Below are 21,032 nucleotides of genomic sequence, written 5' to 3'. Positions count from 1 at the left end.
TCACCTTCGGCGAGCTCACCGACCGGATGGAACTGGCCCGCCACGGCGCCCACACCTTCTGGGGCCTGCTGACCCGCACCGCCGCCACCATCGCCGCGCACACCCTGCTACGGGTTCACGCCGCCGAGCTGAGGGTTGCATAAGTCAACCCCCATAACGCGCCTCAGGCCTGGCCCTCCTGGTGCACCCGCGGGCCGGCGTACTCGATCACCTCGTAGCTCCACAGGTGGCTGGAGCCGGCCGCCGCGGGGGCCAGGGTGTCGCCGCCGCCGGCGTGCGCGCGGTCGAAGTCCTGGCTGTTCTGCCACGCCTCGTAGGCCTCCTCGCTGCTCCAGCGGGTGTAGACGAGGTACTGGTCGGTGCCCTCCCGGGGGCGCAGCAGCTCGAACCACTCGAACCCCGGCGTGCTCTCCACGGCCCCGGCGCGACCGCGGAAGCGCTCCTCGAAGCGCTCCTGCCGGTCCTCGGGCACGGTGATGGCGTTGATCTTCACGACGCTCATGGGCTCCCCCGTTCCCGGCCGGGCGCGCGGTCAACCCCGCCACCCGTCCTGCGCCGGGTCCGGCCGCGGACGACGATGACCCGATGACCCCGTCGGCCCGGCCCGGCGTCCTCTTCGACGTCGACGGCACCCTCCTGGACACCAACTACCTGCACGTCCTGGCCTGGTGGCAGGCCTTCCGCGACACCGGGCACACCGACGTGTCCATGGCCGACTGCCACCGCTCGATCGGCATCGCCAGCGCCGAGCTGGTGGGCCACCTCCTGGGGGACGACGTCCCCGGCACCGACGAGGTGGTCGAGGCGCACAGCCGGCGCTACGAGGCCCTGCGCGACCAGGTGGTGGCCTTCCCACGGGTGGCCGAGCTGCTCAGCGCGTGCGAGGAGCGGGGCCTGGCCGTGGTGCTGGCGACCAGCGGCGCGGAGTCCGACCTCGAGTGGATGCAGCCGGCCATCGGGGCCGGGGACGCCGTCGCCGGCGCGACCACGTCGGCCGACGTCACCTCCGCCAAGCCGGCACCGGACCTGCTGCAGACGGCGGCGGCCGACCACGGCCTGGACCCCGCCCGGACCGTGGCGGTCGGCGACACCGTCTGGGACGTCCGGTCCGCCAAGGACGCCGGCCTGCCCTGCATCGCGGTGACCTGCGGTGGGATCGGGCGCGGCGAGCTGGTGGAGGCCGGCGCCGACGAGGTCTACGCCGACCCGGCCGACCTCCTCGCCCACCTCGACGACTCCCTGCTCGGGCGGGTCGCCCGGGGCTGACGCGCAGGGAGCGGGACGGCGGGCCGAGACTGGCGGCATGGACGCGCCCCGCACCGCCGACCTCGGGTTCGCCCGCCTCGACCTCGACCGCGGCAGCCGGACCGGCACCCCCGAGGTGGTGTACGCGGCCGGCAAGACCCCGGAGCAGACGGTCGCCTGCCTGGCCGCGCTGCTGGAGGGCGCCGGCTTCGCGTGGGCCACCCGGGTGGACGGGCCGACCGCGGCCGCCGTCCGCTCCCGGTGGCCCGGGGCGGCGGTCGACGAGGCGGCGCGCTGCGCGTTCGTCGGCACGCCCCCGGACCCGGTGGGCGAGGTCCTGGTGCTCACGGCGGGCACCTCCGACGGACCGGTGGCGGCCGAGGTCGCGGCCACCCTGCGGGCCTGCGGGGTCGGCGCCCACCGGGTGGACGACGTGGGCGTGGCCGGGGTGCACCGGGTGCTGGCGGTCGCCCCCGACATCGCGGTGGCCGACGCGGTCGTCGTCGTCGCCGGGATGGACGGCGCGCTGCCCAGCGTGGTCGCGGGGCTGACCGACCGCCTGGTGGTCGCCGTCCCGACGTCGGTGGGCTACGGCGCCGCCTTCGAGGGGCTGGCCGCGCTGCTCACCATGCTCACCGCCTGCGCCCCGGGGGTGCTGGTGGTCAACATCGACAACGGCTTCGGGGCCGGGGTGGCCGCGGCGCGGATCGTGCGCTCGGTCCGGGGGGTGGCACAGGAAGCTCTTCCCCGTCACGGGCCCGCTGACGCAGGGATGGCTTCCTCTTCCGCGAGGGTCAGGGGCCGGGGAAGCCCACGGTGACCCGGGCGGTCCGGCCGGCGTCCTCGACGAGGGCGACGAGGCGGCCGTCGGGGGCGAGCGCGGCGTGCAGCCCCGGCGCACCGGTCGCGGCGACCCGCCGGCCGTGGCCGAGGGCGACCGCCTCCTCGGCGGTGAGCGCCCGCGCGGGGAAGACGGTGCGGGCGGCGTCGGCCAGCGGCAGCACGCCGGCCCCCCCGCCGGCGGCCAGGGCACCCGCGGCGTCCTCGACCGGGGCGGCCCGGTCGACGGCGAAGGGCCCGGAGGCGGTGCGGCGCAGCGCGGTGAGGTGGCCGCCCACGCCGAGCGCGGCACCGGCGTCCCGGGCGATCGCGCGGACGTAGGTGCCCGCCGAGCAGGTCACGGTGAGGTCGACGTCCACCAGGTCGGCGGTGGGCCGGGTGACCCGGTGCACCTCCAGCGCGTGCACGGTGACCGCCCGCGGCTCGAGGACGACGTCCTCGCCGGCGCGGACCCGGTCGTAGGAGCGCCGCCCGGCGACCTTGACCGCGCTCACCGACGAGGGCACCTGCAGCAGCGGGCCGGTCTGGCCGGCCAGCGCGGCGCGCACCGCGGCCTCGTCCAGGGCGGCGGCCGAGGTGGTCGTCAGCACCTCGCCCTCGCGGTCGTCGGTGACCGTCGTCCGCCCGAACCGGATGGTGGCCGCGTAGGTCTTGTCGTGCCCGCCCACGTGTCCCAGCAGCCGGGTGGCGGCGCCGACACCGAGCACGAGCAGGCCCGTCGCCATCGGGTCGAGGGTGCCCGCGTGCCCGACCCTGCGGACCGACAGCACCCGGCGGGCGCGCGCCACGACGTCGTGCGAGGTCATCCCGCCGGCCTTGTCGACCAACAGGAGGGCGGGCGGGACGTCGGCGTCGGGTCTGCGGGGGCTCACGCCGTCACGGTGCCAGGCGCCTGCAGCCAGCGGTCGCCGGCCACCCGGGCCAGCACGGCCACCAGCCGCAGGACGACGAACAGGGTGAGGCCGGTCCAGACGCCGGCCAACCCCCAGCCGAGGGGGACGGCGAGCAGCGAGAGCGGCAGGAACCCACCGAGGGCCGCGCCGACCGTGACGGTCCGGAGCCACGCGACGTCCCCGGCGCCCATGAGCACGCCGTCGAGGGCGAACACGACCCCGGCGGCCGGCTGGATCGCCGCGAGGAACCACCACGCGACGCCGGCCTGGGCGACCACCGCCGGGTCGTCGGTGAACAGCGGCGGCACGACCGGGCGCAGGGCGAGCAGCCCGGCGGCCACCAGCACACCGGTGCCGAGTCCCCACAGCGTCACGCGGCGGGCGGTGGCGCGGGCGTCCGCCGGCCGGCCGGCACCGAGGGCCTGGCCGACGAGGGTCTGCGCGGCGATGGCGTAGGCGTCGAGCACCAGGGCGAGGAAGAAGAACAGCTGGACGGCGATCTGGTGGGCGCCGAGCGCCGCGGCCCCGACCCGGGCGGCGACGCCGGTGGCGACGAGGAAGGCGACCTGCAGGACGGCGGCCCGCAGCAGCAGGTCCCGGCCGATGACCAGCTGGGCCCGCAGCGCGCCCACCCGCGGCCGCCACGGCACGCCCTCGTGCAGCAGGGCCCGGACGAACAGCGCGGCCGACACCGCCTGGCCGGCGACGTTGGCGACCGCCGACCCGACCAGCCCCAGGCCGGCCGGGTACACGAGCACGGGGCAGAGCACGAGGCTGACCGCGCTGCCGGCGAGGACGTAGCGCACCGGGCGGTGCAACTCCTGGACACCGCGCAGCCAGCCGTTGCCGGCCAGGGCGACGAGCAGCAGCGGCGCGCCGAGGGAGGCGACGCGCAGCCAGGTCTCCCCCGCCTCGGCGACCGGGCCGGCGCCACCGGCGAGCAGCCGGGTGAGGGGCCCCGCGGCGGCCTGGAAGAGGGCGAGCACCAGCGCGCCGAGGGCGAGCGCGAGCCAGGTGGCCTGCACGCCCTCGGCGACGGCTCCGGCCCGGTCGCCCGCGCCCGCGCGCCGGGCGGCTCGCGCGGTGGTGCCGTAGGCGAGGAAGTTCAGCAGCGCCGCGGCCCAGGCCAGCAGGCCGCCGCCGACGGCGAGCCCGCCGAGGGCCACGGTGCCGAGGTTCCCGACGACGGCGGTGTCGACCAGCAGGTACAGCGGTTCCGCGGCCAGCACGACCAGCGCCGGGGCGGCCAGCGCCAGGACGCCGGGCGCCCGCCTCCCGCCCTCGACGATCATGGCGCGGGGACCGCGCCCGGGGCTCCCGGGGCGGTCACGACACCATGATCGCGGGCCCGCCCAGCAGGGACCGGAGGGCGGCCACGGTGCCCTCGCGGTCCCGGTCCGACGTGAAGCCCGCCGCGGCGCTGTGGCCGCCGCCGCCGAGGGCCGCGGCGACCCGGGCGACGTCCGTGGCGCCGCGCGAGCGCAGCGACACCGACCACGAGCCGTCGTCCTGACCCTTGAGCACGCAGGCGACGTCGGCCTCCTGGGTTGCGCGGACCACGTCGACGAGCGCCTCGAGCTGCTCGCCGGGCAGCCCGTGCTCGGCGGCCTCCGCGGTGCTCGACCAGGTCCAGACCAGGCCGGCGCCGACGTCGGGCTCGAGCGTCGCCCGCCCGGCGACCACCGACAGCAGGCCGAGCCAGCTGAACGGCGCGGTGTCGAACAGCCGCCGGCTGATCGCCGCGTGGTCGATCCCCGTGGCCAGCAGGCGGGCGGCCAGCTCGTGGGTGTCCGGCCGGGTGCTGCCGAACCGGAAGGAGCCGGTGTCGGCGGCCAGCCCCGCGTAGAGGCAGGTGGCCAGCCGCCGGTCTAGCTGCACCCCGAGGCCGTCGAGCAGGTCGGCCACCAGGGTCACCGTGGCCGGAGCGGCGGGGTCGACCACCCGCACCCGCCCGAACCCGGGGTTGCTGGCGTGGTGGTCGACGACGACGGAGGTGCCGGCCCGCTGCAGGAGCGGGGCGAGCTCCCCCAGCCGGGCCGGCGAGGCCGCGTCCAGGCTGACGAAGACGTCCGGCGACGCGGGCACCTCCGAGGAGGGCACCAGCGCGTCGGCCCCGGGCAGCCAGGCCAGGGACGCCGGCAGCGTGAACGGTTCCGGGAAGGTGGGCAGCACACGGGCGCCGCGGCGGCGCAGCCCCTCGGCCAGGGCCAGGGTGCTGCCCAGCGCGTCGGCGTCGGGCTGCACGTGCCCGGAGAGGACGACGGTCGCCCGGTCCGCGGCGGCGGCGGCCAGGACCGCGGTCGCCTCCGCCGTCAGGTCGCTGCCCCGGGGCGGCGAGAGGGTCACTCGGACGGGCCCGGGTCGGCCACCGGGGGGGCGTCCTCCTCCTCGGTCACCCGGCCTCCCCCGACGGGGTACTGCGACCCGTCGTCCGGGGAGTCGGCGGCGATGCCGGCGGTCTCCCCCACCGCGCCACGGCGACCGCCCCGGGTGGGGTCACCGGCGTCCGGCTGCGGCCGGCCGCCCAGCTCCGAGCGCTCCAGCCCCTCGTCGGGCAGGTGCGGATCCGGGTCGTTCTCGCTCACGAGTGGCTCCTGATCTCGGTAGCGCCGGTGTCGGTGGCGCCGGTGTCCGTGCCGACACCGTCATCGGCAGTCCCGGCGCCGTCGGGGTCGTCGTCGTCCTCGACCGCGGGGCGCCGGTAGGGGTCGGCCTCGCCGGCGTAGCGGGCGCCCTGGCGGATGCGGGCGAGCTCGGCGTCGGCGTGCCGAACGCGCTCCAGCGCGGCGTCGAGCTCCCGCGCGGTGTCGGGCACGTGGTCGGCGACGAAGGTGAGCGTCGGGACGAACTTGATGCCCGTCTGCCGCCCCACGGTCGAGCGCAGCACGCCGGTGGCCGAGGCCAGGGCCTTGGCGGAGTCCTCGACCTGACCGGCGTCGCCGTACACGGTGTAGAAGACGGTCGCCTCGCGGAGGTCACCGGTCACGCGGGCGTCGGTGACGGTCACCATCCCCAGACGGGGGTCCTTGATCTGCGTCTCGATCGCCGACGAGACGATCTGACGGATGCGCACGGCGAGCTTGCGCGCGCGAGCCGGGTCGGCCATCGGACCTCCTGGTGCCGGGCACCCCCGGGTGGGGGCACGGGATACGGGTGCGGCCGCCGGTCTGGACCGCGGGTGCCTCCGAGCCTCAGTCGGACCCGGAGAACAGCTGCCGGTGCGTCGACAGCAGCGTCACCTCGGGCCGCTCGGCCAGCAACCGCTCGCAGGCGTCGAGCACGTCGGTGACCTGGGCGGCGTCGGCCGCCACCGCGGCGACCCCGACCTGCACGCGGCGGTGCAGGTCGAGGTCCCCGACCTCGGCGGCGGCCACCGCGAAGCGACGCCGCAGCTCGGCCACGATGGGGCGGACGACGGAGCGCTTGCCCTTCAGCGAGTGGACGTCACCCAGCAGCAGGTCCGCGGTCAACGACCCGGTGAACATGGTGGCTCCGTCCCGGGCCCCGCCCCGAGCCTGCGAGGGGCGGGGAAGCGGGGTCCTCCCTCTCCCTCGGACCTGCTGCCGGCGACGACGAGGGACGGCCCCGCTGCAGGGACCCGCGGCGTGCGAAGCGCGTCGCGGGGTGCAGCGGGGCCCTTCCTCAGGCGCGCGGCTTCTCGCGGACCTCGAAGGTCTCGATGACGTCCTCGACCTTGATGTCGTTGAACGAGCCGAGGCCGATACCGCACTCGTAGCCCTCGCGGACCTCGGTGACGTCGTCCTTGAACCGGCGCAGCGACTCGACGGTGAGGTTGTCGGCGACCACGACACCGTCGCGCAGCAGGCGGGCCTTGGAGTTCCGGTTGATCGTCCCGCTGCGGACGATCGAGCCGGCGACGTTGCCGATGCGCGGCACGCGGAAGACCTCGCGGACCTCCGCCGAGCCGAGCGCGACCTCCTCGAACTCCGGCTTGAGCATTCCCTTGAGGGCCGCCTCGATCTCCTCGATCGCCTGGTAGATGACCGAGTAGTACCGGACGTCGATGCCCTCGCGGTTGGCCAGCTCGGTCGCCTGCCCCTCGGCCCGGACGTTGAAGCCCAGGACGATGACGTCGTCGGCCAGCGCCAGGTCGATGTCGCTCTTGGTGATCGCGCCGACGCCGCGGTGGATGACCCGCAGCGAGACGTCGTCGCTGACCTCGATCTTCATCAGCGCCTCCTCGAGCGCCTCCACGGTGCCCGAGTTGTCGCCCTTGATGATCAGGTTGAGCTGGCGGTTCTCCCGGAGGGCCGCGTCGAGGTCCTCGAGGCTGATCCGCTTGCGCATCGAGGCGTTCTGCGCGTTGCGGATGCGGGCCTGGCGGCGGTCGGCGATCTGCCGGGCCACCCGGTCCTCCTCGACGACGAGGAAGGTGTCACCGGCACGCGGCACCGAGGTGAGCCCCACGACCTGCACCGGGCGGGCCGGCAGGGCCTCCTTCAGCTTGTTGCCGTGCTCGTCGAGCAGCGAGCGGACGCGGCCGTAGGCGTCGCCGGCCACGATCGAGTCGCCCTGGCGCAGCGTGCCGCGCTGGACCAGGACGGTCGCGACCGGGCCGCGGCCCTTGTCCAGCTTGCCCTCGATCACCACGCCCTGCGGATCCTGCTCGGTGTTGGCGCGCAGGTCCAGCGAGGCGTCGGTGGTCAGCAGGATCGCCGCGAGCAGGTCGTCGATGCCCTGGCGGGTGATCGCGGAGACGTCGACGAACATCGTGTCGCCGCCGTACTCCTCGGCCACCAGCCCGTACTCGGTGAGCTGCTGGCGGATCTTGGCGGGGTTGGCCCCCTCCTTGTCCACCTTGTTCACCGCGACCACGATCGGCACGTCGGCGGCCTGGGCGTGGTTGAGCGCCTCGACCGTCTGCGGCATGACGCCGTCGTCGGCGGCGACCACGAGCACGACGATGTCGGTCACCTTCGCGCCTCGGGCACGCATCGCGGTGAACGACTCGTGACCCGGGGTGTCGATGAAGGTGATCGGCCGCTCCTGGCCCTCCAGCTCGGAGGTGACCTGGTAGGCGCCGATGTGCTGGGTGATGCCACCGGCCTCCCGCGCCACCACGTTGGCGTCGCGGATCGCGTCCAGCAGCTTGGTCTTCCCGTGGTCGACGTGACCCATGACGGTCACGACCGGCGGGCGGGCCTCCCAGTCCTCCTCGTCACCCTCGTCGCCGAAGGTGAGGTCGAAGCTCTCGAGCAGCTCGCGGTCCTCGTCCTCGGGGCTGACCACCTGGATGTCCCAGTCGATCTCGGCCCCGAGCAGCTGCAGCGTCTCGTCGTTGACCGACTGGGTCGCGGTGACCATCTCGCCCAGGTGGAACAGGGCGGTGACCAGCGCGGCCGGCTGGGCGCCGATCTTCTCGGCGAGGTCGGTCAGCGAGGCACCCCGCGGCAGGCGGACGGTCTGCCCGTTGCCGCGCGGCAGGCTGACGCCGCCCATGCTGGGCGCCGCCATGGAGTCGAACTCCTGACGCCGCTGCTTCTTGCTCTTGCGGCCGCGGACCGGACCGCGGCCACCGGGGCGGCCGAAGGCGCCCGCGGTGCCCGCACCGGAGCCGCCGCGGCCGCGACCGCGACCGCCGCCGCCACCACCGCGGAAACCACCGCCGGCGGGCGCTCCGCCGCCGCCGCCGGGGCGGAAGCCACCGCCACCGCCGGGACCCCCGGGGCGGCCACGGCCACCGGCACCGCCGGGACCACCGGGCCGCCCGGCACCGGCCGGGCGCGGCGGCATCATGCCGGGCGACGGGCGCGGCGGCATCATGCCCGGGTTCGGGCGCGGGCCGCCGGGACCGGCCGCCGGGCGCGGACCGCCGGCACCGGGACCCGGGCGCGGGCCGCCGGCACCGGGACCCGACCGGGGACCGGGCCGCGGACCGGCGCCGGGGGCACCCGGACGCGGACCACCCGCACCCGGGGCGGGGCGGGGCCCACCGCCACCGGGGCCGGGGCGCGGACCGCCGGAGGGCGCGGGGCGCGGGGCGCTGCTGAAGGGGTTGTTGCCCGGCCGCGGGGCCGGACGCGGGCCCGGGCGCGGGCCGGCGCCGGGAGCACCCGGGCGCGGGCCGGCGCCACCGGTCTGGCCGGGACGCGGACCGGCCGGACCCGGGCGGGGGCCGCTGGGGGCCACCGGGGGCTGGGCGGGTGCACCGGCCGCCGGGGCCTGCGGAGCCGGGGCCTGCGGAGCCGGGGCCTGCGCAGCCGGGGCCTGCGCAGCCGGGGCCTGCGCAGCCGGGGCCTGCGCAGCCGGGGCCTGCGGAGCCGGGGCCTGCGGAGCCGGGGTCTGCGCAGCCGGCGCGGTCGGCCGCGGGCCGGGCGTCGGGGCGCCGGGCCGCGGCATGCCCGGGCGCGGTGCACCGGGACGCGGCCCCTGCGTCTGCGGGGCCGCCGGGGCCTGCGGAGCCCCCGCCGCCGGGGCCTGCGGAGCACCCGCCGCCGGGGCCTGCGGGACCGGCCGGGCCTGGGGTCGGGGCGTGGCCTGCGAGCCACCGTCGGCGGAGCCACCGGCCCCGCCGAGCGCCTCCCGCAGCCGACGGGCCACGGGGGCCTCGACGGTCGAGGAGGCGGACTTCACGAACTCGCCCTGCTCCTTGAGCTTGGCGAGCACGGTCTTGCTGTCGACACCGAACTCCTTGGCGAGTTCGTGTACGCGGGCTTTGCCTGGCACGGGTCTCCTCTGGTGAGGCCGGCGGCTGGCCCGCTCGACCTCGTCGTCAGTACTGCATGGTCATCGTGGGGACTTCACGGCTTGCTCATCCGACGACGTCCTGCTCTCGACTGCGGACCGGCCGGGTGCCGGTCCGTCTGCTCTGGTGCGGTTGTCGTTCGTCCGTCGCCCGCCTCGGCGCCGCGCCCGGGAGGCACCGCGGACGGCGCACCGAGGACGTGGACCCGGAGCGGACCGGCCTCCACCGGGCCGCTGCAGCGCAGCGCCCGGACGAAGGCCCGGCGTCGCTCTGCCGCGCGCAGGCACTCCGGGGTGGGGTGCAGGGAGGCACCCCGGCCGGGGAGCCTCCGCCGCAGGTCGGGGACCAGGGCCCCGTCCCGCACGACGACGCGCAGCAGGTCGGTGACCGGAGCGCGTTCCCGGCAGCCCACGCAGGTGCGCACCGGGATCGACGATTCGGCCACCCCTGATGTTAGCGCGCGGCGGAGCCGGGGTGTTCCGCGCTCCTGGGACCGCCCACCCGACCGGGTCGCCCGGGGCGCCCACCGGCGGCCGCGGGGCGCAGCGGCGGGCCGGAGCGCAGCGGCGGGCGGCCGACGCCCGGGGACGGCGCGGCGTCGTCGGGCTGGGCGTCGCTGCGGATGTCGATCCGGCACCCCGTCAACCGCGCGGCCAGGCGGGCGTTCTGCCCCTCCTTGCCGATCGCCAGCGACAGCTGGTAGTCCGGGACGACCACCCGCACGGCCTTGGCCTGGGCGTCGACCAGCCGGGCGCTGCCCACCCGGGCCGGGCTCAGCGCCGAGGCGACGAAGGTGGCGGGGTCGTCGGACCAGTCGACGATGTCGATCTTCTCGCCGTGCAGCTCGCTCATGACGTTGCGGACCCGCTGCCCCATGGGCCCGATGCACGCGCCCTTGGCGTTGAGCCCGGGCACCGACGTCCGGACGGCGATCTTCGAGCGGTGCCCCGCCTCGCGGGCGACCGCGACGATCTCCACGCTGCCGTCGGCGATCTCGGGCACCTCGAGGGCGAACAGCTTGCGCACCAGGTTCGGGTGCGTCCGGGAGACGGTCACCTGCGGGCCGCGGAAGCCGCGGGACACCGAGATCACGTAGGCCTTCACCCGGGACCCGTGCGGGTAGCTCTCGCCGGGCACCTGCTCGCCGGGGGGCAGCACCGCCTCGACCTTGCCGATGTCGACCAGGACCGTGCCGCTGGCGTTGCGCCGCTGGTCGGCCTGGACGACGCCGCTGACGATGTCGCCCTCCCGGCCGGCGTACTCGCCGAAGGTCTGCTCGTGCTCGGCGTCGCGCAGCCGCTGCACGATGACCTGCTTGGCCGTGCTCGCCGCGATCCGGCCGAAGTCCGAGGGGGTGTCGTCCCACTCCCGGACCACCTCGCCGTCGTCCCCGAGCTCCTGGGCCAGCACGGCGACCTCGCCGCTCTTGCGGTCGACGTGCACCCGCACGTGCCTGGCCGCCCCGTCGGCGTGCCGGTAGGCGGTCACCAGCGCGGTCTCGATGGCCTGGATGACCGTGTCGGCGGGGATGCCCTTCTCCCGCTCGACCGCCTTGAGGGCGGTCACGTCGATGTTCACTGCTCGTCTCCGTCGTCGTCGTCGTCCGCGGGCCCGGCCGGTCCGGCCTGCCCCGCCGTGGTGTCCCCGGAGGCCGACCGGCCGAACTCCACCTGCACGCGACCGCTGCCGAGCTCCTGCCACGGCACGAGCCGCCGCGTCGGCGGGCGCCGCTTGGCCCCGGGCTTGCCCGGGGTCTCCACCGCGAGCGTCACCCCGTCACCCCCGACCTCCTCGACCCGACCGGTCAGCTGCTCGGTACCGCGGTCGGTGGCGACCGCCACGCTGACCAGCCGGCCGGTGTTGCGCCGCCAGTGCCGGGGCTCGGTCAGCGGCCGGTCCACGCCGGGGCTGGTCACCTCGAGCACGTACGGCGCGCGGCCCAGGTCGCCGTCGTTCTCGTCGAGCGCGGCCGACACCGCCCGGCTGACCTCCGCGACGTCGTCGAGGGTCACGCCCTGGTCGCGGTCGACGACCACCCGGACGACGCTGCGCCGCCCGGCCGGGGTGACGACCAGCTCCTCGAGGTCGTAGCCGGCGGCCGACACGACGGGTGCGATCCAGCCGGCCAACCGGGTCGCGACCGGGTCGGTGCGGGGTGCGGCGGGCACGGGCTCCTCCCTCTCCTGGCTCGGCGACCGGCACACCGGCGGTCCCGGGTCGCCCTCGGGCAGGCGCGTGGTGCGGCCCGGCCGGGAACCGGCGAACAGTCAGGCTACCGCCCGCGGCCCGACCCCGAGAGGTCGCGCCGGGGAGGCCGGCCGTGGGCGGCCCGGGGCCGGGACCCGCCGCGGCGGGTGCCCGGCGAGCCCGCCGCACCCTGAGAGGATGGGCGGCGATGTCCGCACCGCCCGCACCCGCTCCCCCGGTGCTGTCCCGGCGAACGTTCCTCGCGGGCACCGCCGGGCTCGCCCTGCTGGCCGCCGGGTGCACCGGCTCGGGTGGCGGGGGCGCCGACGAGGTCACCGGCGAGCAGGCCGGCCGGCTCGACACGCAGGTCGCCGTCCAGGAGGAGCTGGTCGCCGCCTACGCGTCCGCCGCCGCGGCCGACCCCGCGCTGGCCCCGGACCTGGCGGAGCTGGCCACCCAGGCGTCGGTGCAGCTGGACCGGCTGCGCGCGGCGGCCCCGTCGGCGACGCGGTCGGGCACGGCGTCGGCGACGCCCCCCGCGGCGTCGACGGCGGCCGCGCCGCCGGCGGGGAGCGACGTGCGCGCCTGGCTGCGCGAGCGGGTCGTGGCCGCGGCCGCGTCGCACGCCGAGGCCTGCGTGGACCAGTCCGGCGCCCGTGCGGCGCTGCTGGGCTCGGTCGCCGCGGGGCTGCTCGGGCACGGGACGGTGCTGGCGTGACCGCCGGCGACACCGCGGGCGCGGGCACCGCGGCGCTCCGCGAGGCGCTGGCCGCCGAGCACGCCGCCGTGTGGGGGTACGGGACGGTGGGCGCCGCCCTGCCGCCGGAGGCGCGGGCCGGCGCGGTCGCCGCCGAGCTGGCCCACCGCGGGCTGCGCGACGTCCTGGTGGCCCTGCTCGAGGACCGGGACGCCGAGCCGGTGCCGGCCGAGGCCGGGTACCGGCTGCCGTTCCCCGTCCTCTCCCCCGTGGACGCCGCCGCGCTGGCGGTCGTCCTCGAGGAGGGCGTCGCCGAGGCCTGGGCCGTGGTGCTGGACCGGGCCGACCAGGGCACGGTGCGCCGGCTGGCCGTCGACGCCCTCGGCGGCACCGAGACCCGCGCCGTGGCGTGGCGGGCCGCCGCCGGGCAGACCCCGGTGACCCGCGCCCTCCCCGGGCTGTCCCCGACCTGACCGCGCCCGCACCCCAGGGCCCATCGCCCCTGGGGCACCGCGCCCCCCGGGAGGACGCTCGGTCCCCGCAGGCGCCCACCCCTCCGACGTGGCGCCCGGCCCGGAGGTGCCCGTGAGCGCGACCGAGGGGACGCACGTCCCGCAGCTGTCCCTCCCCGGCCAGGCCGCGACGGCCGACGGGCCGACCGACCTGTCCGTCATGTACGTCCTGCACCACGCCTTCCGCCGGGACCTGGACCGCTTCGTCACGGCGGCGCGCTCCACCCCGGTGGACGCCGCTGCGACCTGGGCCGCCCTGGCGACGCGGTGGCGCCGGTTCGCCGCCCAGCTGCACCACCACCACCGGGTCGAGGACCGCACCCTCTGGCCGCCGCTGCTGGCCGCGGTCGATGCCGCCGGTGCACCGGGGGACCGGGCGACGCTCGAGGCCATGCAGGCCGAGCACGAGGTGATCGACCCCCTGCTCGACGGCTGCGCGCGGGCGTTCTCGGCGATGGTCGAGCGGCCCGGCGCCGCCGCGCGCGACGCGCTGGTCGAGCGGCTCGCGGAGGCGCGGGCGTCGCTGGGCCGCCACCTCGCCCACGAGGAGACCGACGCGCTGCCCCTGCTGCAGCGGCACCTGTCCCCCGACGCGTGGGCGCGGTCCAACCGGGTGGCCAAGCGCACCCTCGGCCCGCGGGAACTGCTGTTCCTCGTGCCGTGGGCCGCCGACGGGCTCGACCGCCCGACGCGGGAGCACGTGCTCGCGGACGCCGGCTGGCCCTTCCGGGTCCTGTACCGGTCCACCCGCGGCCGCTACACCCGCCGGGAGGCCGAGGCGTTCCGGTACGCGTGAGGGCGCGGGCTCGGCCTCAGCCGAGGGCGCCGAGGAAGGCGTCGGTGACGGCCACCGCGGCGCTGCTCGAGCCGCCGCCCTCGACCAGCACCGCGAACGCGACGTCCCCGGCACCGCCGTTCCCCCCGGGGCCGGCGACCCGGTAGCCGGTGAACCAGCCGTGCGCGTCCGGGGGCGTGCCGCTGCCGTACTCCGCCGTCCCGGTCTTGCCGTAGACCTCCCCGCGGTCGGCCAGCGCGGTCGCCGTCCCCGAGAGCACCACCTCCCGCATCATCGGCCGCAGGGCGTCGAGCACCGCGGCGTCGGGCGCCTCGGGCGCGGGGCCGGCGGGCTCGGCGCCGACGACCTCCACCGGGGCGGCCGGCCGCCCCGAGGCGATGCCCGCGGCGACGAGGGCCAGCTGGGCGGGGCTCATCAGCACCTCCCCCTGGCCGATGGCGTCGGCGGCGGCGCCGGTGCCCGTGCTGTCGGCCGGGACGCTGCCGCCGAAGACGTCGACGGGCAGCTGCCAGTCGGTGCCGACCCCGTAGGAGGCCGCGGCCGCGGCGAGGGCGTCGGCCGGCAGCTGCTGCGCCTGCTGCATGAAGGTGGTGTTGCAGGACCGCGCGAAGGCCTCGGTGAACGGCACCGTGCCCAGGTCGAAGCGGTCCTCGTTCTCGAACTCCCGGCCGTCGACGACGAGGGTGCCGGGGCAGGCGACCGGGGTCTGCGGGGTCAGCACGCCGGCGGAGAGCAGGGCGGTCGCGGTGATCGCCTTCATGCTCGAGCCCGGCGGGAACTGCCCGGTCAGCGCGTTCACGGGCACCGCGGCCTCGTTCGAGGCGACCGCGAGGAGCTCCCCCGTGCCCGGGCGGACGGCGACCAGGTGCGTGGGCTGCGCCGAGCCGGCGACCGCCGCGTCGGCGGCCTCCTGCACCGCACGCACCAGCGGGGTCCGCAGCGGCTCCCCGGGCACCGGTGCCACGGCGTCGACCTGCCGCCCGGCGTCCCCGGTGGCCACGTCGGTGCTGACGACGGTGACGGTGAACCCGGGCGTGCCGGTGAGCTGCTCCTGATAGGCCCGCTGGAGGCCCGACAACCCGAGCCGGTCGCCGGCGGCGTAGGCCGGGTCGCCGTCCTCGGTGGTCTCCTCGAGCACCTCGGCGGTGGCCGGCCCGACCCGGCCGAGGAGCGCCTGCGCGAACCGGGCGCTCGGGGCCAGGAGGCGGGTCGAGGTCGGGAAGACCGCCCCTGGCAGGTCGTAGACCTGGGCCCGGATCGCCTCGAAGTCCGGTCGCCGGAGGGAGATCACGGGCACGAACTGCCCCGCGGGGGCGGCCTGGACGTCGGCGCTGATCTCCTCGGCGGGGATCCCGGTGGCCGCCGACAGCCCCGCGGCCAGGGCGGGCAGGTCGGTGACGCCGGCCGGGTCGACGCCGACCTCGACGACCTCGGTCGGGGTGAACAGCGGCTGCCCCGCGGCGTCGGTGATCGCCGCCCGCTCGGGCAGCCGGCGCTCGAGGACCAGGTGCTGCCCCTCCCCCAGCTCGGGGTGGACCACGGTCGGGTCGGCGACGACGTCCCAGCCCTCCTCGGCCTCCCGCAGCCGCAGGGTCGCGCGGTAGCTCCAGTCGGGTGCCGCGGCGAGGTCCCAGGTGGCGGTCCAGTCGACGGTGGCGCTGCCGTCCTCGACGGTGACGCCGCCCACCTCGAGGGTGAGCGTGGCGCCGGGGAGGTCCGCGGCGGCCTGCTCGAGCAGCGCGGTGGTCGCGTCGGGGTCGGTGGTGGCGCCCGCGGCGGCGGCGGTGTCCCCGGCGGCCCAGTCGGACAGGAAGGCGTCGGCGGCGGCGCGGACGTCGTCGCGCGGGTCGGCCGAGCACGCGCCCAGCACCGGGAGGGCGAGCAGGGTCAGCGCGGTCCCGAGAACGGTCCCCCGACGTGTGCGCACGGTGGGACAGCGTCCCAGATCCTCAGAAGAGGACGCTGGCGAACCGCCCGACCTCGCGGAACCCGACCCGGGCGTAGGCGGCCCGGGCCGGGGCGTTGTAGTCGTTGACGTAGAGGCTGACCACCGGGGCCATGACGGCGCGGGCGTAGTCGACGACCGCCGCCGTCCCCGCCGCACCGATGCCGCGGCCGCGGTGGCGCGGTGCCACCCAGACGCCCTGGACCTGGCACGCCGAGCGGGACACCGCGCCGATCTCGGCCTTGAACAGGACCTCGCCCCCCTCGATCCAGGCCAGCGACTGCCCGGCCCGGACGAGCTCGGCGACCCGGGCGCGGTAGCCGGCGCCGCCGTCGACCCGCAGCGGGCTGACGCCGACCTCCTCGGTGAACATCGCCACGGCCGCGGGGAGCAGGGTCTCCAGCTCCTCGGGGCGCACCGGGCGGACCCGCGGCTCGGGGACGGTGGCCGGCGGGCCGTCGATGGCCATGAGCGGCTGGCAGGGGCGGTGGTCGCGGGCCGGCCCCCACGCCGGCGCCAGCAGGTCCCACAGCGGCCCGACCGCGGCCGCCGGGCCGACGATGGTCGAGCACCGGCGCCCGGTCCGCCGGGCCCGCCCGGCGAACGCGTCGGCGGCGGCCCGCTCGGCGCCCGGGACCGCGAACGGGATGAGGTTGGCCCCGGCGAGGCAGACCGCCTCGAGGCGGCCCGCGCCGCCGAACCCCCACAGCGGCGCGCCCAGCGACGCGGCCGCGGTGCCCGCGGCCTCGACCCGGCCGGCGATGACGCAGGCGGCGACCGGGTCGGTGGCCAGCAGGCGCCGGACGGCGGGCTCGTCGTCCTCGTCGAGGACGCGCGCGGTGGGCGTGCGCAGCACCTGCGTCGTCAGCCGACCGTGACGGTGGGCGACCCGGGACCGACGCCGGCACCGGCCTGCTCGCCGTCCGGGCGCATCTCCCCGGCGAGCCGCATGGCCTCCTCGATGAGCGTCTCGACGATCCGCGACTCGGGCACGGTCTTGATGACCTCGCCCTTCACGAAGATCTGGCCCTTGCCGTTGCCGGAGGCCACGCCGAGGTCGGCCTCCCGGGCCTCCCCGGGGCCGTTGACGACGCAGCCCATGACGGCGACCCGCAGGGGGACGTCCAGGCCGTCGAGACCCGCGGTGACCTCGTCGGCCAGCGTGTAGACGTCCACCTGCGCCCGCCCGCAGGAGGGGCAGCTGACGATCTCCAGACCCCGCTGGCGCAGGTTCAGCGACTCGAGGATCTGGGTGCCGACCTTGACCTCCTCGGCCGGCGGGGCCGAGAGGGAGACGCGGATGGTGTCGCCGATGCCCTGGCTCAGCAGCGCGCCGAAGGCCACGGCCGATTTGATCGTGCCCTGGAACGCCGGCCCGGCCTCGGTGACGCCCAGGTGCAGCGGGTAGTCGCACTGCGCGGCCAGCAGTTCGTAGGCGCGGACCATGACCACCGGGTCGTTGTGCTTGACCGAGATCTTGATGTCGCGGAAGTCGTGCTCCTCGAACAGCGAGCACTCCCACAGCGCCGACTCGACCAGCGCCTCCGGGGTGGCCTTGCCGTGCTTGGCCAGCAGCCGCTTGTCCAGCGAGCCGGCGTTGACCCCGATGCGGATCGGGATGCCGGCGTCCTTGGCGGCCTTCGCGATGTCGCCGACCTTGTCGTCGAACTTCTTGATGTTGCCGGGGTTGACCCGGACGGCGGCGCAGCCGGCGTCGATCGCGGCGAACACGTACCGGGGCTGGAAGTGGATGTCGGCGATGACCGGGATCTGCGACTTCTTCGCGATGATCGGCAGCGCCTCCGCGTCGTCGGTGTCGGGTACGGCGACCCGCACGATCTGGCAGCCCGAGGCCGTGAGCTCGGCGATCTGCTGCAGCGTGGCGTTGATGTCGGCGGTCTTGGTCGTCGTCATCGACTGCACGCTCACGGGGTGGTCGCTGCCGACCCCGACGTCCCCCACCATCAACTGGCGGGTCGTGCGCCGGGGCGCGAGGACGGGCGGGGGCGCAGCGGGCATGCCGAGGCTGACGGGGATCGCCATGGCACCCAGTATCCCCCGCCCGCGCGTTCCCGCCGGTACCGCGGCAGGTGGCCCCGTCCAGAGGCTCGCCGCGAGCCTGCGAGCGGTGAGGACGACGGGGTCCTCCTCCTACTGGAGCGTGATGGGGTTGACCACGTCGGCGACCAGCAGCAACGCCGACAGCCCGATGAACAGGCCGGCGACGACGTAGGCCACGGGCATCAGCCGGGCGATGTCGAAGGGGCCGGGGTCGGGGCGGCCGCGCAACCGGGCAACGACCGAGCGGGCCTTCTCGTACAGGGCCCCGGCCACGTGACCACCGTCCAGCGGGTAGATCGGCAGCAGGTTGAACAGGAACAGCACCAGGTTGACGCTGGCCAGCAGGCTGAGGAAGAAGCTGACCTTCTCGGCGCCGGTGAACTCCTGGATGGCGAACACCTCGCCGGAGATCCGGCCGACGCCGACCACGCCGATCGGGCCGTTCTCGTCCCGCTCCTCGCCCAGGAACGCCGCCCGGAACAGCTGCGGGATCCGCTCGGGGATCTCGACCAGCCGCTCGACGGAGGTCACCACCACCGTGCCGAGGTACCCGGGGACGTCGGGGAGCGACTGGCGGGCGAAGCCGACCACCGGGCTGACGCCCAGGTAGCCGGCGGTCATGGTGCCCTCGCCGTCGTCGGTGACCACCGTGTTCTCGATCGGGACGACCGTCAGCGCGCGGCGCTCCCCGTCGCGCTCGATGGTGAGGTCGAGGGGCTGGCCCGCCGAGCCCCGGATGGCCTCCTGCACCGCCACCCAGCTGTCGTGCGCGGTGGGGTCCAGCGGCCGGCCGTCGACCGCGACGATGGTGTCGCCGGGCCGCAGCCCGGCCTGCGCGGCCGGGCTCGGGGCGGGGAGGGCGCAGCCCGGCGTCCCCGCCTCGCAGACCTGCCCGGCGTCGGCGCCCTCGGTGACGACGGGGATGCCGCAGACGTCGGTGCCCTGCTCGTCGGCGACGGCGATGCTCTCCGCGCCGGCCGGGACGACGCAGGCCGGGACGGCGTCGACCTGGGTGGTGATGACGCCGGTGCCGACAGCGGTGAGCGTGACCGTGAAGAACACCACCGCCAGGACCAGGTTGTGCACCGGCCCGGCGGCCATGACGACCACCCGCTGCCACCAGGGCTTGGCGTAGAACACCCGCCCGGCGTCCTCGGGCCGGACGTCGTTGAGCGCCTGCCCGCGGACCTCGGCGATGAAGCTGCGCATGCGGGTGGCGCGCGCGCTCTCGTTCTCCTCGGCCGGGGGGATCATGCCGACGATGCGGATGTAGCCGCCGAGCGGGACGGCCTTGAGCCCGTACTCGGTCTCCCCGCGCCGCCGGGACCACACGGTGGGGCCGAACCCGACCATGAACTGCGGCACCCGCATGCCGAACCTGCGGGCCCAGAAGAAGTGACCGGCCTCGTGGAAGGCGATCGAGAACAGCAGGCCGACGGCGAAGGCGACGATCCCGAGGACGGTCAGCAGGAACCCGCTCAGCTCTGGCCTCCGGCGATCAGACCCCGGGAGTGGTCCCGGGCCCACCCCTCCGCCGCCAGGACGTCCTCGACGCAGGTGGGGGCGCCGAGGTCCGGCGCGTCGTCGAGCGTACGCGCGACGGTGTCCACGATGCCGTGGAACGGCAGCCGACCCGCGGTGAACGCCGCCACCGCCTCCTCGTTGGCGGCGTTGTAGAGGGCCGGCAGCACGCCCCCGGCCTCTCCGGCGGCGCGGGCCAGGCGCACCGCCGGGAACGCCTCGTCGTCCAGCGGCGCGAACTCCCACGTGCTGGCGGCCGACCAGTCCAGGGCCGGCTGGACGTGCGGCAGCCGGTCGGGCCAGGCGAGCGCGAGGGCGATCGGCAGCCGCATGTCCGGCGGGCTGGCCTGGGCGATGGTGGCGCCGTCGGCGAAGGTGACCATCGAGTGGACGATCGACTGCGGGTGCACGACCACGTCGATGTCGGCGTACGGGACGCCGAAGAGCAGGTGGGCCTCGATGAGCTCGAGCCCCTTGTTGACCAGCGTGGCCGAGTTGATGGTCACCACCGGCCCCATGTCCCAGGTCGGGTGGGCCAGGGCATCGGCGACGGTGACGCCCTCGAGCTCGGCGGCGGTGCGGCCCCGGAACGGCCCGCCGCTGGCGGTCAGCACCAGCCGGGCCACCTCCGCGCGGGCCCCGCCGCGCAGGCACTGGGCGAGGGCCGAGTGCTCGGAGTCCACGGGGACCAGCTGCCCCGGCTGCGCCACGGCCGTCACCAGGTCACCGCCGGCCACCAGCGACTCCTTGTTGGCCAGCGCCACGGTCCGCCCGGCGGCCAGCGCCGCCAGGGTGGGCCCGAGGCCGATGGAGCCGGTGATCCCGTTGAGGACGACGTCGGCCGGGCGGGCGGCGAGCTCCTCGGCGGCCCGCGGGCCCGCCAGGATCTCGGGCAGGGCGTACTGGCCCTGCGCCCAGCCGCGCTGCTGGGCCGCCGCGTAGAAGGCCAGCTGCAGGTCCTGGGCCGCGGTCGCGCGGGCCACGGCGACGGTGCGCACGCCCAGGGTGAGCGCCTGCTCGGCGAGCAGCCCGACGTCACCCCCGCCCGCGGCCAGCGCGGTCACCCGCAGCCGATCGGGGTTCTGGCGGACCACCTCGATCGCCTGCCGGCCGATCGAGCCGGTGGAGCCGAGGACGGTCACCTCGCGCGCGGTGCTCACGCCCGCATCCTCCCCGACGGCCGGCGCACCCACCGACGCGCCGCCCCACCTCCGCGGGTGGGCCCCGTGGCCGGCTGGCAGGATGGAGGGCGTGAGCGAGCAGACCCACCGCGAGCGGATCTCCACGAACTCCCCCGCGACCGAGCGGGTCAACCAGCCCGGCCGCGAGGAGGCGCTGGTCCGCCACGACGCCGCGCCGATCGAGCACGAGCGGCCCGAGGACTGGGGCTGGCACGGCGAGACCGGCAAGTGGGGCCGCATCGCCTCCTGGATCGCGATCCTGTTCATCGCGGCCTACCTGATCGGCAACCACGAGGGCCGGGTCGAGGACATCTGGCTGATCGCCGTCGTCGGCCTCATGATCCTGCTCAAGGTCTACGACTGGTTCCGGCGGAAGAACGCCTGGCGGAGCCAGTAAGAGGACCCCCTCCCTCCCCCCGCCTCGAGCACTCGGCGCGGGCCCCTGGGA

General features: G+C 76.6%; 22 protein-coding genes and 1 pseudogene. 6 read left to right on the top strand and 17 right to left on the bottom strand.

From position 1 onward, the window contains the following. Positions 1 to 163: 163 nt before the first annotated feature. Complete coding sequence (locus tag D0Z06_RS18840; protein WP_117379078.1) at positions 164 to 502, bottom strand: antibiotic biosynthesis monooxygenase family protein; 339 nt, start codon at positions 500 to 502, stop codon at positions 164 to 166. A gap of 83 nt (positions 503 to 585) precedes the next feature. Here D0Z06_RS18840 and D0Z06_RS18835 point away from each other — a divergent pair, with 83 nt between their 5' ends. After that, positions 586 to 1,266 (top strand): HAD family hydrolase, encoded by a 681-nt coding sequence (locus tag D0Z06_RS18835; RefSeq protein ID WP_117379077.1) that lies wholly within the window; start codon positions 586 to 588, stop codon positions 1,264 to 1,266. Positions 1,267 to 1,303: 37 nt separating this feature from the next. Continuing rightward, the gene (gene larB, locus D0Z06_RS18830) at positions 1,304 to 2,065 is read left to right on the top strand and encodes a nickel pincer cofactor biosynthesis protein LarB (protein ID WP_117379076.1); all 762 of its coding nucleotides are present in this window, start codon (positions 1,304 to 1,306) and stop codon (positions 2,063 to 2,065) included. Here the strand turns inward: larB and truB are convergent. From truB to rimP, 11 genes and pseudogenes are all read right to left on the bottom strand, one after another. Beyond that, on the bottom strand, positions 2,040 to 2,957 hold the full coding sequence (gene truB, locus D0Z06_RS18825) for a tRNA pseudouridine(55) synthase TruB (RefSeq protein WP_117379075.1): 918 nt from the start codon (positions 2,955 to 2,957) through the stop codon (positions 2,040 to 2,042). The two genes, larB and truB, sit on opposite strands and share 26 nt — an antisense overlap. After that, complete coding sequence (locus D0Z06_RS18820) at positions 2,954 to 4,270, bottom strand: MATE family efflux transporter (protein ID WP_117379074.1); 1,317 nt, start codon at positions 4,268 to 4,270, stop codon at positions 2,954 to 2,956. The genes truB and D0Z06_RS18820 overlap by 4 nt, the downstream gene beginning before the upstream one ends. A gap of 34 nt (positions 4,271 to 4,304) precedes the next feature. After that, the gene (locus D0Z06_RS18815; protein WP_117379073.1) at positions 4,305 to 5,324 is read right to left on the bottom strand and encodes a DHH family phosphoesterase; all 1,020 of its coding nucleotides are present in this window, start codon (positions 5,322 to 5,324) and stop codon (positions 4,305 to 4,307) included. Next, complete coding sequence (locus D0Z06_RS18810) at positions 5,321 to 5,563, bottom strand: hypothetical protein (protein WP_117379072.1); 243 nt, start codon at positions 5,561 to 5,563, stop codon at positions 5,321 to 5,323. Before D0Z06_RS18810 ends, D0Z06_RS18815 begins: the two co-directional genes overlap by 4 nt. Continuing rightward, positions 5,560 to 6,084: a 30S ribosome-binding factor RbfA gene (rbfA, locus tag D0Z06_RS18805; RefSeq protein WP_117379071.1), complete on the bottom strand. Its 525-nt coding sequence runs from the start codon at positions 6,082 to 6,084 to the stop codon at positions 5,560 to 5,562. Before rbfA ends, D0Z06_RS18810 begins: the two co-directional genes overlap by 4 nt. Before the next feature lie 85 nt (positions 6,085 to 6,169). Beyond that, positions 6,170 to 6,463 (bottom strand): DUF503 domain-containing protein, encoded by a 294-nt coding sequence (locus D0Z06_RS18800; RefSeq protein WP_117379070.1) that lies wholly within the window; start codon positions 6,461 to 6,463, stop codon positions 6,170 to 6,172. Between the two features lie 157 nt (positions 6,464 to 6,620). Then, positions 6,621 to 8,453, bottom strand: a complete 1,833-nt coding sequence (gene infB / locus D0Z06_RS26480; protein WP_233517804.1) for a translation initiation factor IF-2 — start codon at positions 8,451 to 8,453, stop codon at positions 6,621 to 6,623. A gap of 1,068 nt (positions 8,454 to 9,521) precedes the next feature. After that, a pseudogene (locus D0Z06_RS26770) lies at positions 9,522 to 9,665 on the bottom strand (translation initiation factor IF-2 N-terminal domain-containing protein); the annotation flags it as partial. 74 nt (positions 9,666 to 9,739) lie between these two features. Further along, positions 9,740 to 10,096, bottom strand: coding sequence for a YlxR family protein (locus D0Z06_RS18790; RefSeq protein ID WP_199522416.1), 357 nt, complete (start codon positions 10,094 to 10,096; stop codon positions 9,740 to 9,742). Between the two features lie 41 nt (positions 10,097 to 10,137). Further along, positions 10,138 to 11,262 carry a transcription termination factor NusA gene (gene nusA, locus D0Z06_RS18785; RefSeq protein WP_117379067.1) on the bottom strand — a complete coding sequence of 375 codons (1,125 nt, stop codon included), beginning with the start codon at positions 11,260 to 11,262 and terminating at the stop codon, positions 10,138 to 10,140. After that, a complete protein-coding gene (rimP, locus tag D0Z06_RS18780; RefSeq protein ID WP_117379066.1) occupies positions 11,259 to 11,852 on the bottom strand; it encodes a ribosome maturation factor RimP in 594 nt (197 codons plus the stop codon). Before rimP ends, nusA begins: the two co-directional genes overlap by 4 nt. A gap of 227 nt (positions 11,853 to 12,079) precedes the next feature. On the opposite strand from rimP, the gene D0Z06_RS18775 reads away from it, so the two are divergent. The 3 genes from D0Z06_RS18775 (at position 12,080) to D0Z06_RS18765 (ending at position 13,876) form a co-directional block, all read left to right on the top strand. Further along, entirely contained in the window at positions 12,080 to 12,589 is a 510-nt protein-coding gene (locus D0Z06_RS18775) for a hypothetical protein (RefSeq protein WP_117379065.1), read from the top strand. Then, positions 12,586 to 13,041, top strand: coding sequence for a ferritin-like domain-containing protein (locus D0Z06_RS18770; protein WP_117379064.1), 456 nt, complete (start codon positions 12,586 to 12,588; stop codon positions 13,039 to 13,041). The genes D0Z06_RS18775 and D0Z06_RS18770 overlap by 4 nt, the downstream gene beginning before the upstream one ends. 112 nt (positions 13,042 to 13,153) lie before the next feature. After that, complete coding sequence (locus D0Z06_RS18765) at positions 13,154 to 13,876, top strand: hemerythrin domain-containing protein (protein ID WP_147332080.1); 723 nt, start codon at positions 13,154 to 13,156, stop codon at positions 13,874 to 13,876. Positions 13,877 to 13,892: 16 nt separating this feature from the next. Here D0Z06_RS18765 and D0Z06_RS18760 read toward each other — a convergent pair whose 3' ends face one another. From D0Z06_RS18760 to dxr, 5 genes are all read right to left on the bottom strand, one after another. Further along, positions 13,893 to 15,803, bottom strand: coding sequence for a penicillin-binding transpeptidase domain-containing protein (locus D0Z06_RS18760; RefSeq protein WP_117379062.1), 1,911 nt, complete (start codon positions 15,801 to 15,803; stop codon positions 13,893 to 13,895). 22 nt (positions 15,804 to 15,825) lie between these two features. Then, entirely contained in the window at positions 15,826 to 16,677 is an 852-nt protein-coding gene (locus D0Z06_RS18755) for a GNAT family N-acetyltransferase (protein ID WP_117379061.1), read from the bottom strand. 8 nt (positions 16,678 to 16,685) lie between these two features. Then, entirely contained in the window at positions 16,686 to 17,864 is a 1,179-nt protein-coding gene (gene ispG / locus D0Z06_RS18750; RefSeq protein WP_370453374.1) for a flavodoxin-dependent (E)-4-hydroxy-3-methylbut-2-enyl-diphosphate synthase, read from the bottom strand. 108 nt (positions 17,865 to 17,972) lie between these two features. Further along, positions 17,973 to 19,409 carry a M50 family metallopeptidase gene (locus D0Z06_RS18745; RefSeq protein ID WP_233517801.1) on the bottom strand — a complete coding sequence of 479 codons (1,437 nt, stop codon included), beginning with the start codon at positions 19,407 to 19,409 and terminating at the stop codon, positions 17,973 to 17,975. Further along, positions 19,361 to 20,563 (bottom strand): 1-deoxy-D-xylulose-5-phosphate reductoisomerase, encoded by a 1,203-nt coding sequence (dxr, locus tag D0Z06_RS18740; RefSeq protein ID WP_117379060.1) that lies wholly within the window; start codon positions 20,561 to 20,563, stop codon positions 19,361 to 19,363. Before dxr ends, D0Z06_RS18745 begins: the two co-directional genes overlap by 49 nt. A gap of 91 nt (positions 20,564 to 20,654) precedes the next feature. On the opposite strand from dxr, the gene D0Z06_RS18735 reads away from it, so the two are divergent. Continuing rightward, positions 20,655 to 20,981 (top strand): DUF2631 domain-containing protein, encoded by a 327-nt coding sequence (locus D0Z06_RS18735; protein ID WP_117379059.1) that lies wholly within the window; start codon positions 20,655 to 20,657, stop codon positions 20,979 to 20,981. Positions 20,982 to 21,032: the final 51 nt, after the last annotated feature.

It is taken from the genome of Geodermatophilus marinus, assembly GCF_003428645.1.
In the GTDB taxonomy this organism is placed as follows: Bacteria; Actinomycetota; Actinomycetes; order Mycobacteriales; family Geodermatophilaceae; genus Geodermatophilus.
The sequence above is the reverse complement of the archived record's forward strand: the minus strand, read 5'-3'. Positions and strand labels throughout refer to the sequence as shown.

Excerpts from the sequence above, each read along its gene's own strand:
- D0Z06_RS18840 (WP_117379078.1), bottom strand. The coding sequence starts at position 502 with ATGAGCGTCGTGAAGATCAACGCCATCACCGTGCCCGAGGACCGGCAG.
- D0Z06_RS18835 (WP_117379077.1), top strand. The coding sequence starts at position 586 with ATGACCCCGTCGGCCCGGCCCGGCGTCCTCTTCGACGTCGACGGCACC.
- larB (WP_117379076.1), top strand. The coding sequence starts at position 1,304 with ATGGACGCGCCCCGCACCGCCGACCTCGGGTTCGCCCGCCTCGACCTC.
- D0Z06_RS18820 (WP_117379074.1), bottom strand. The coding sequence starts at position 4,270 with ATGATCGTCGAGGGCGGGAGGCGGGCGCCCGGCGTCCTGGCGCTGGCC.
- rbfA (WP_117379071.1), bottom strand. The coding sequence starts at position 6,084 with ATGGCCGACCCGGCTCGCGCGCGCAAGCTCGCCGTGCGCATCCGTCAG.
- D0Z06_RS18800 (WP_117379070.1), bottom strand. The coding sequence starts at position 6,463 with ATGTTCACCGGGTCGTTGACCGCGGACCTGCTGCTGGGTGACGTCCAC.
- infB (WP_233517804.1), bottom strand. The coding sequence starts at position 8,453 with ATGGCGGCGCCCAGCATGGGCGGCGTCAGCCTGCCGCGCGGCAACGGG.
- D0Z06_RS18775 (WP_117379065.1), top strand. The coding sequence starts at position 12,080 with ATGTCCGCACCGCCCGCACCCGCTCCCCCGGTGCTGTCCCGGCGAACG.
- ispG (WP_370453374.1), bottom strand. The coding sequence starts at position 17,864 with ATGGCGATCCCCGTCAGCCTCGGCATGCCCGCTGCGCCCCCGCCCGTC.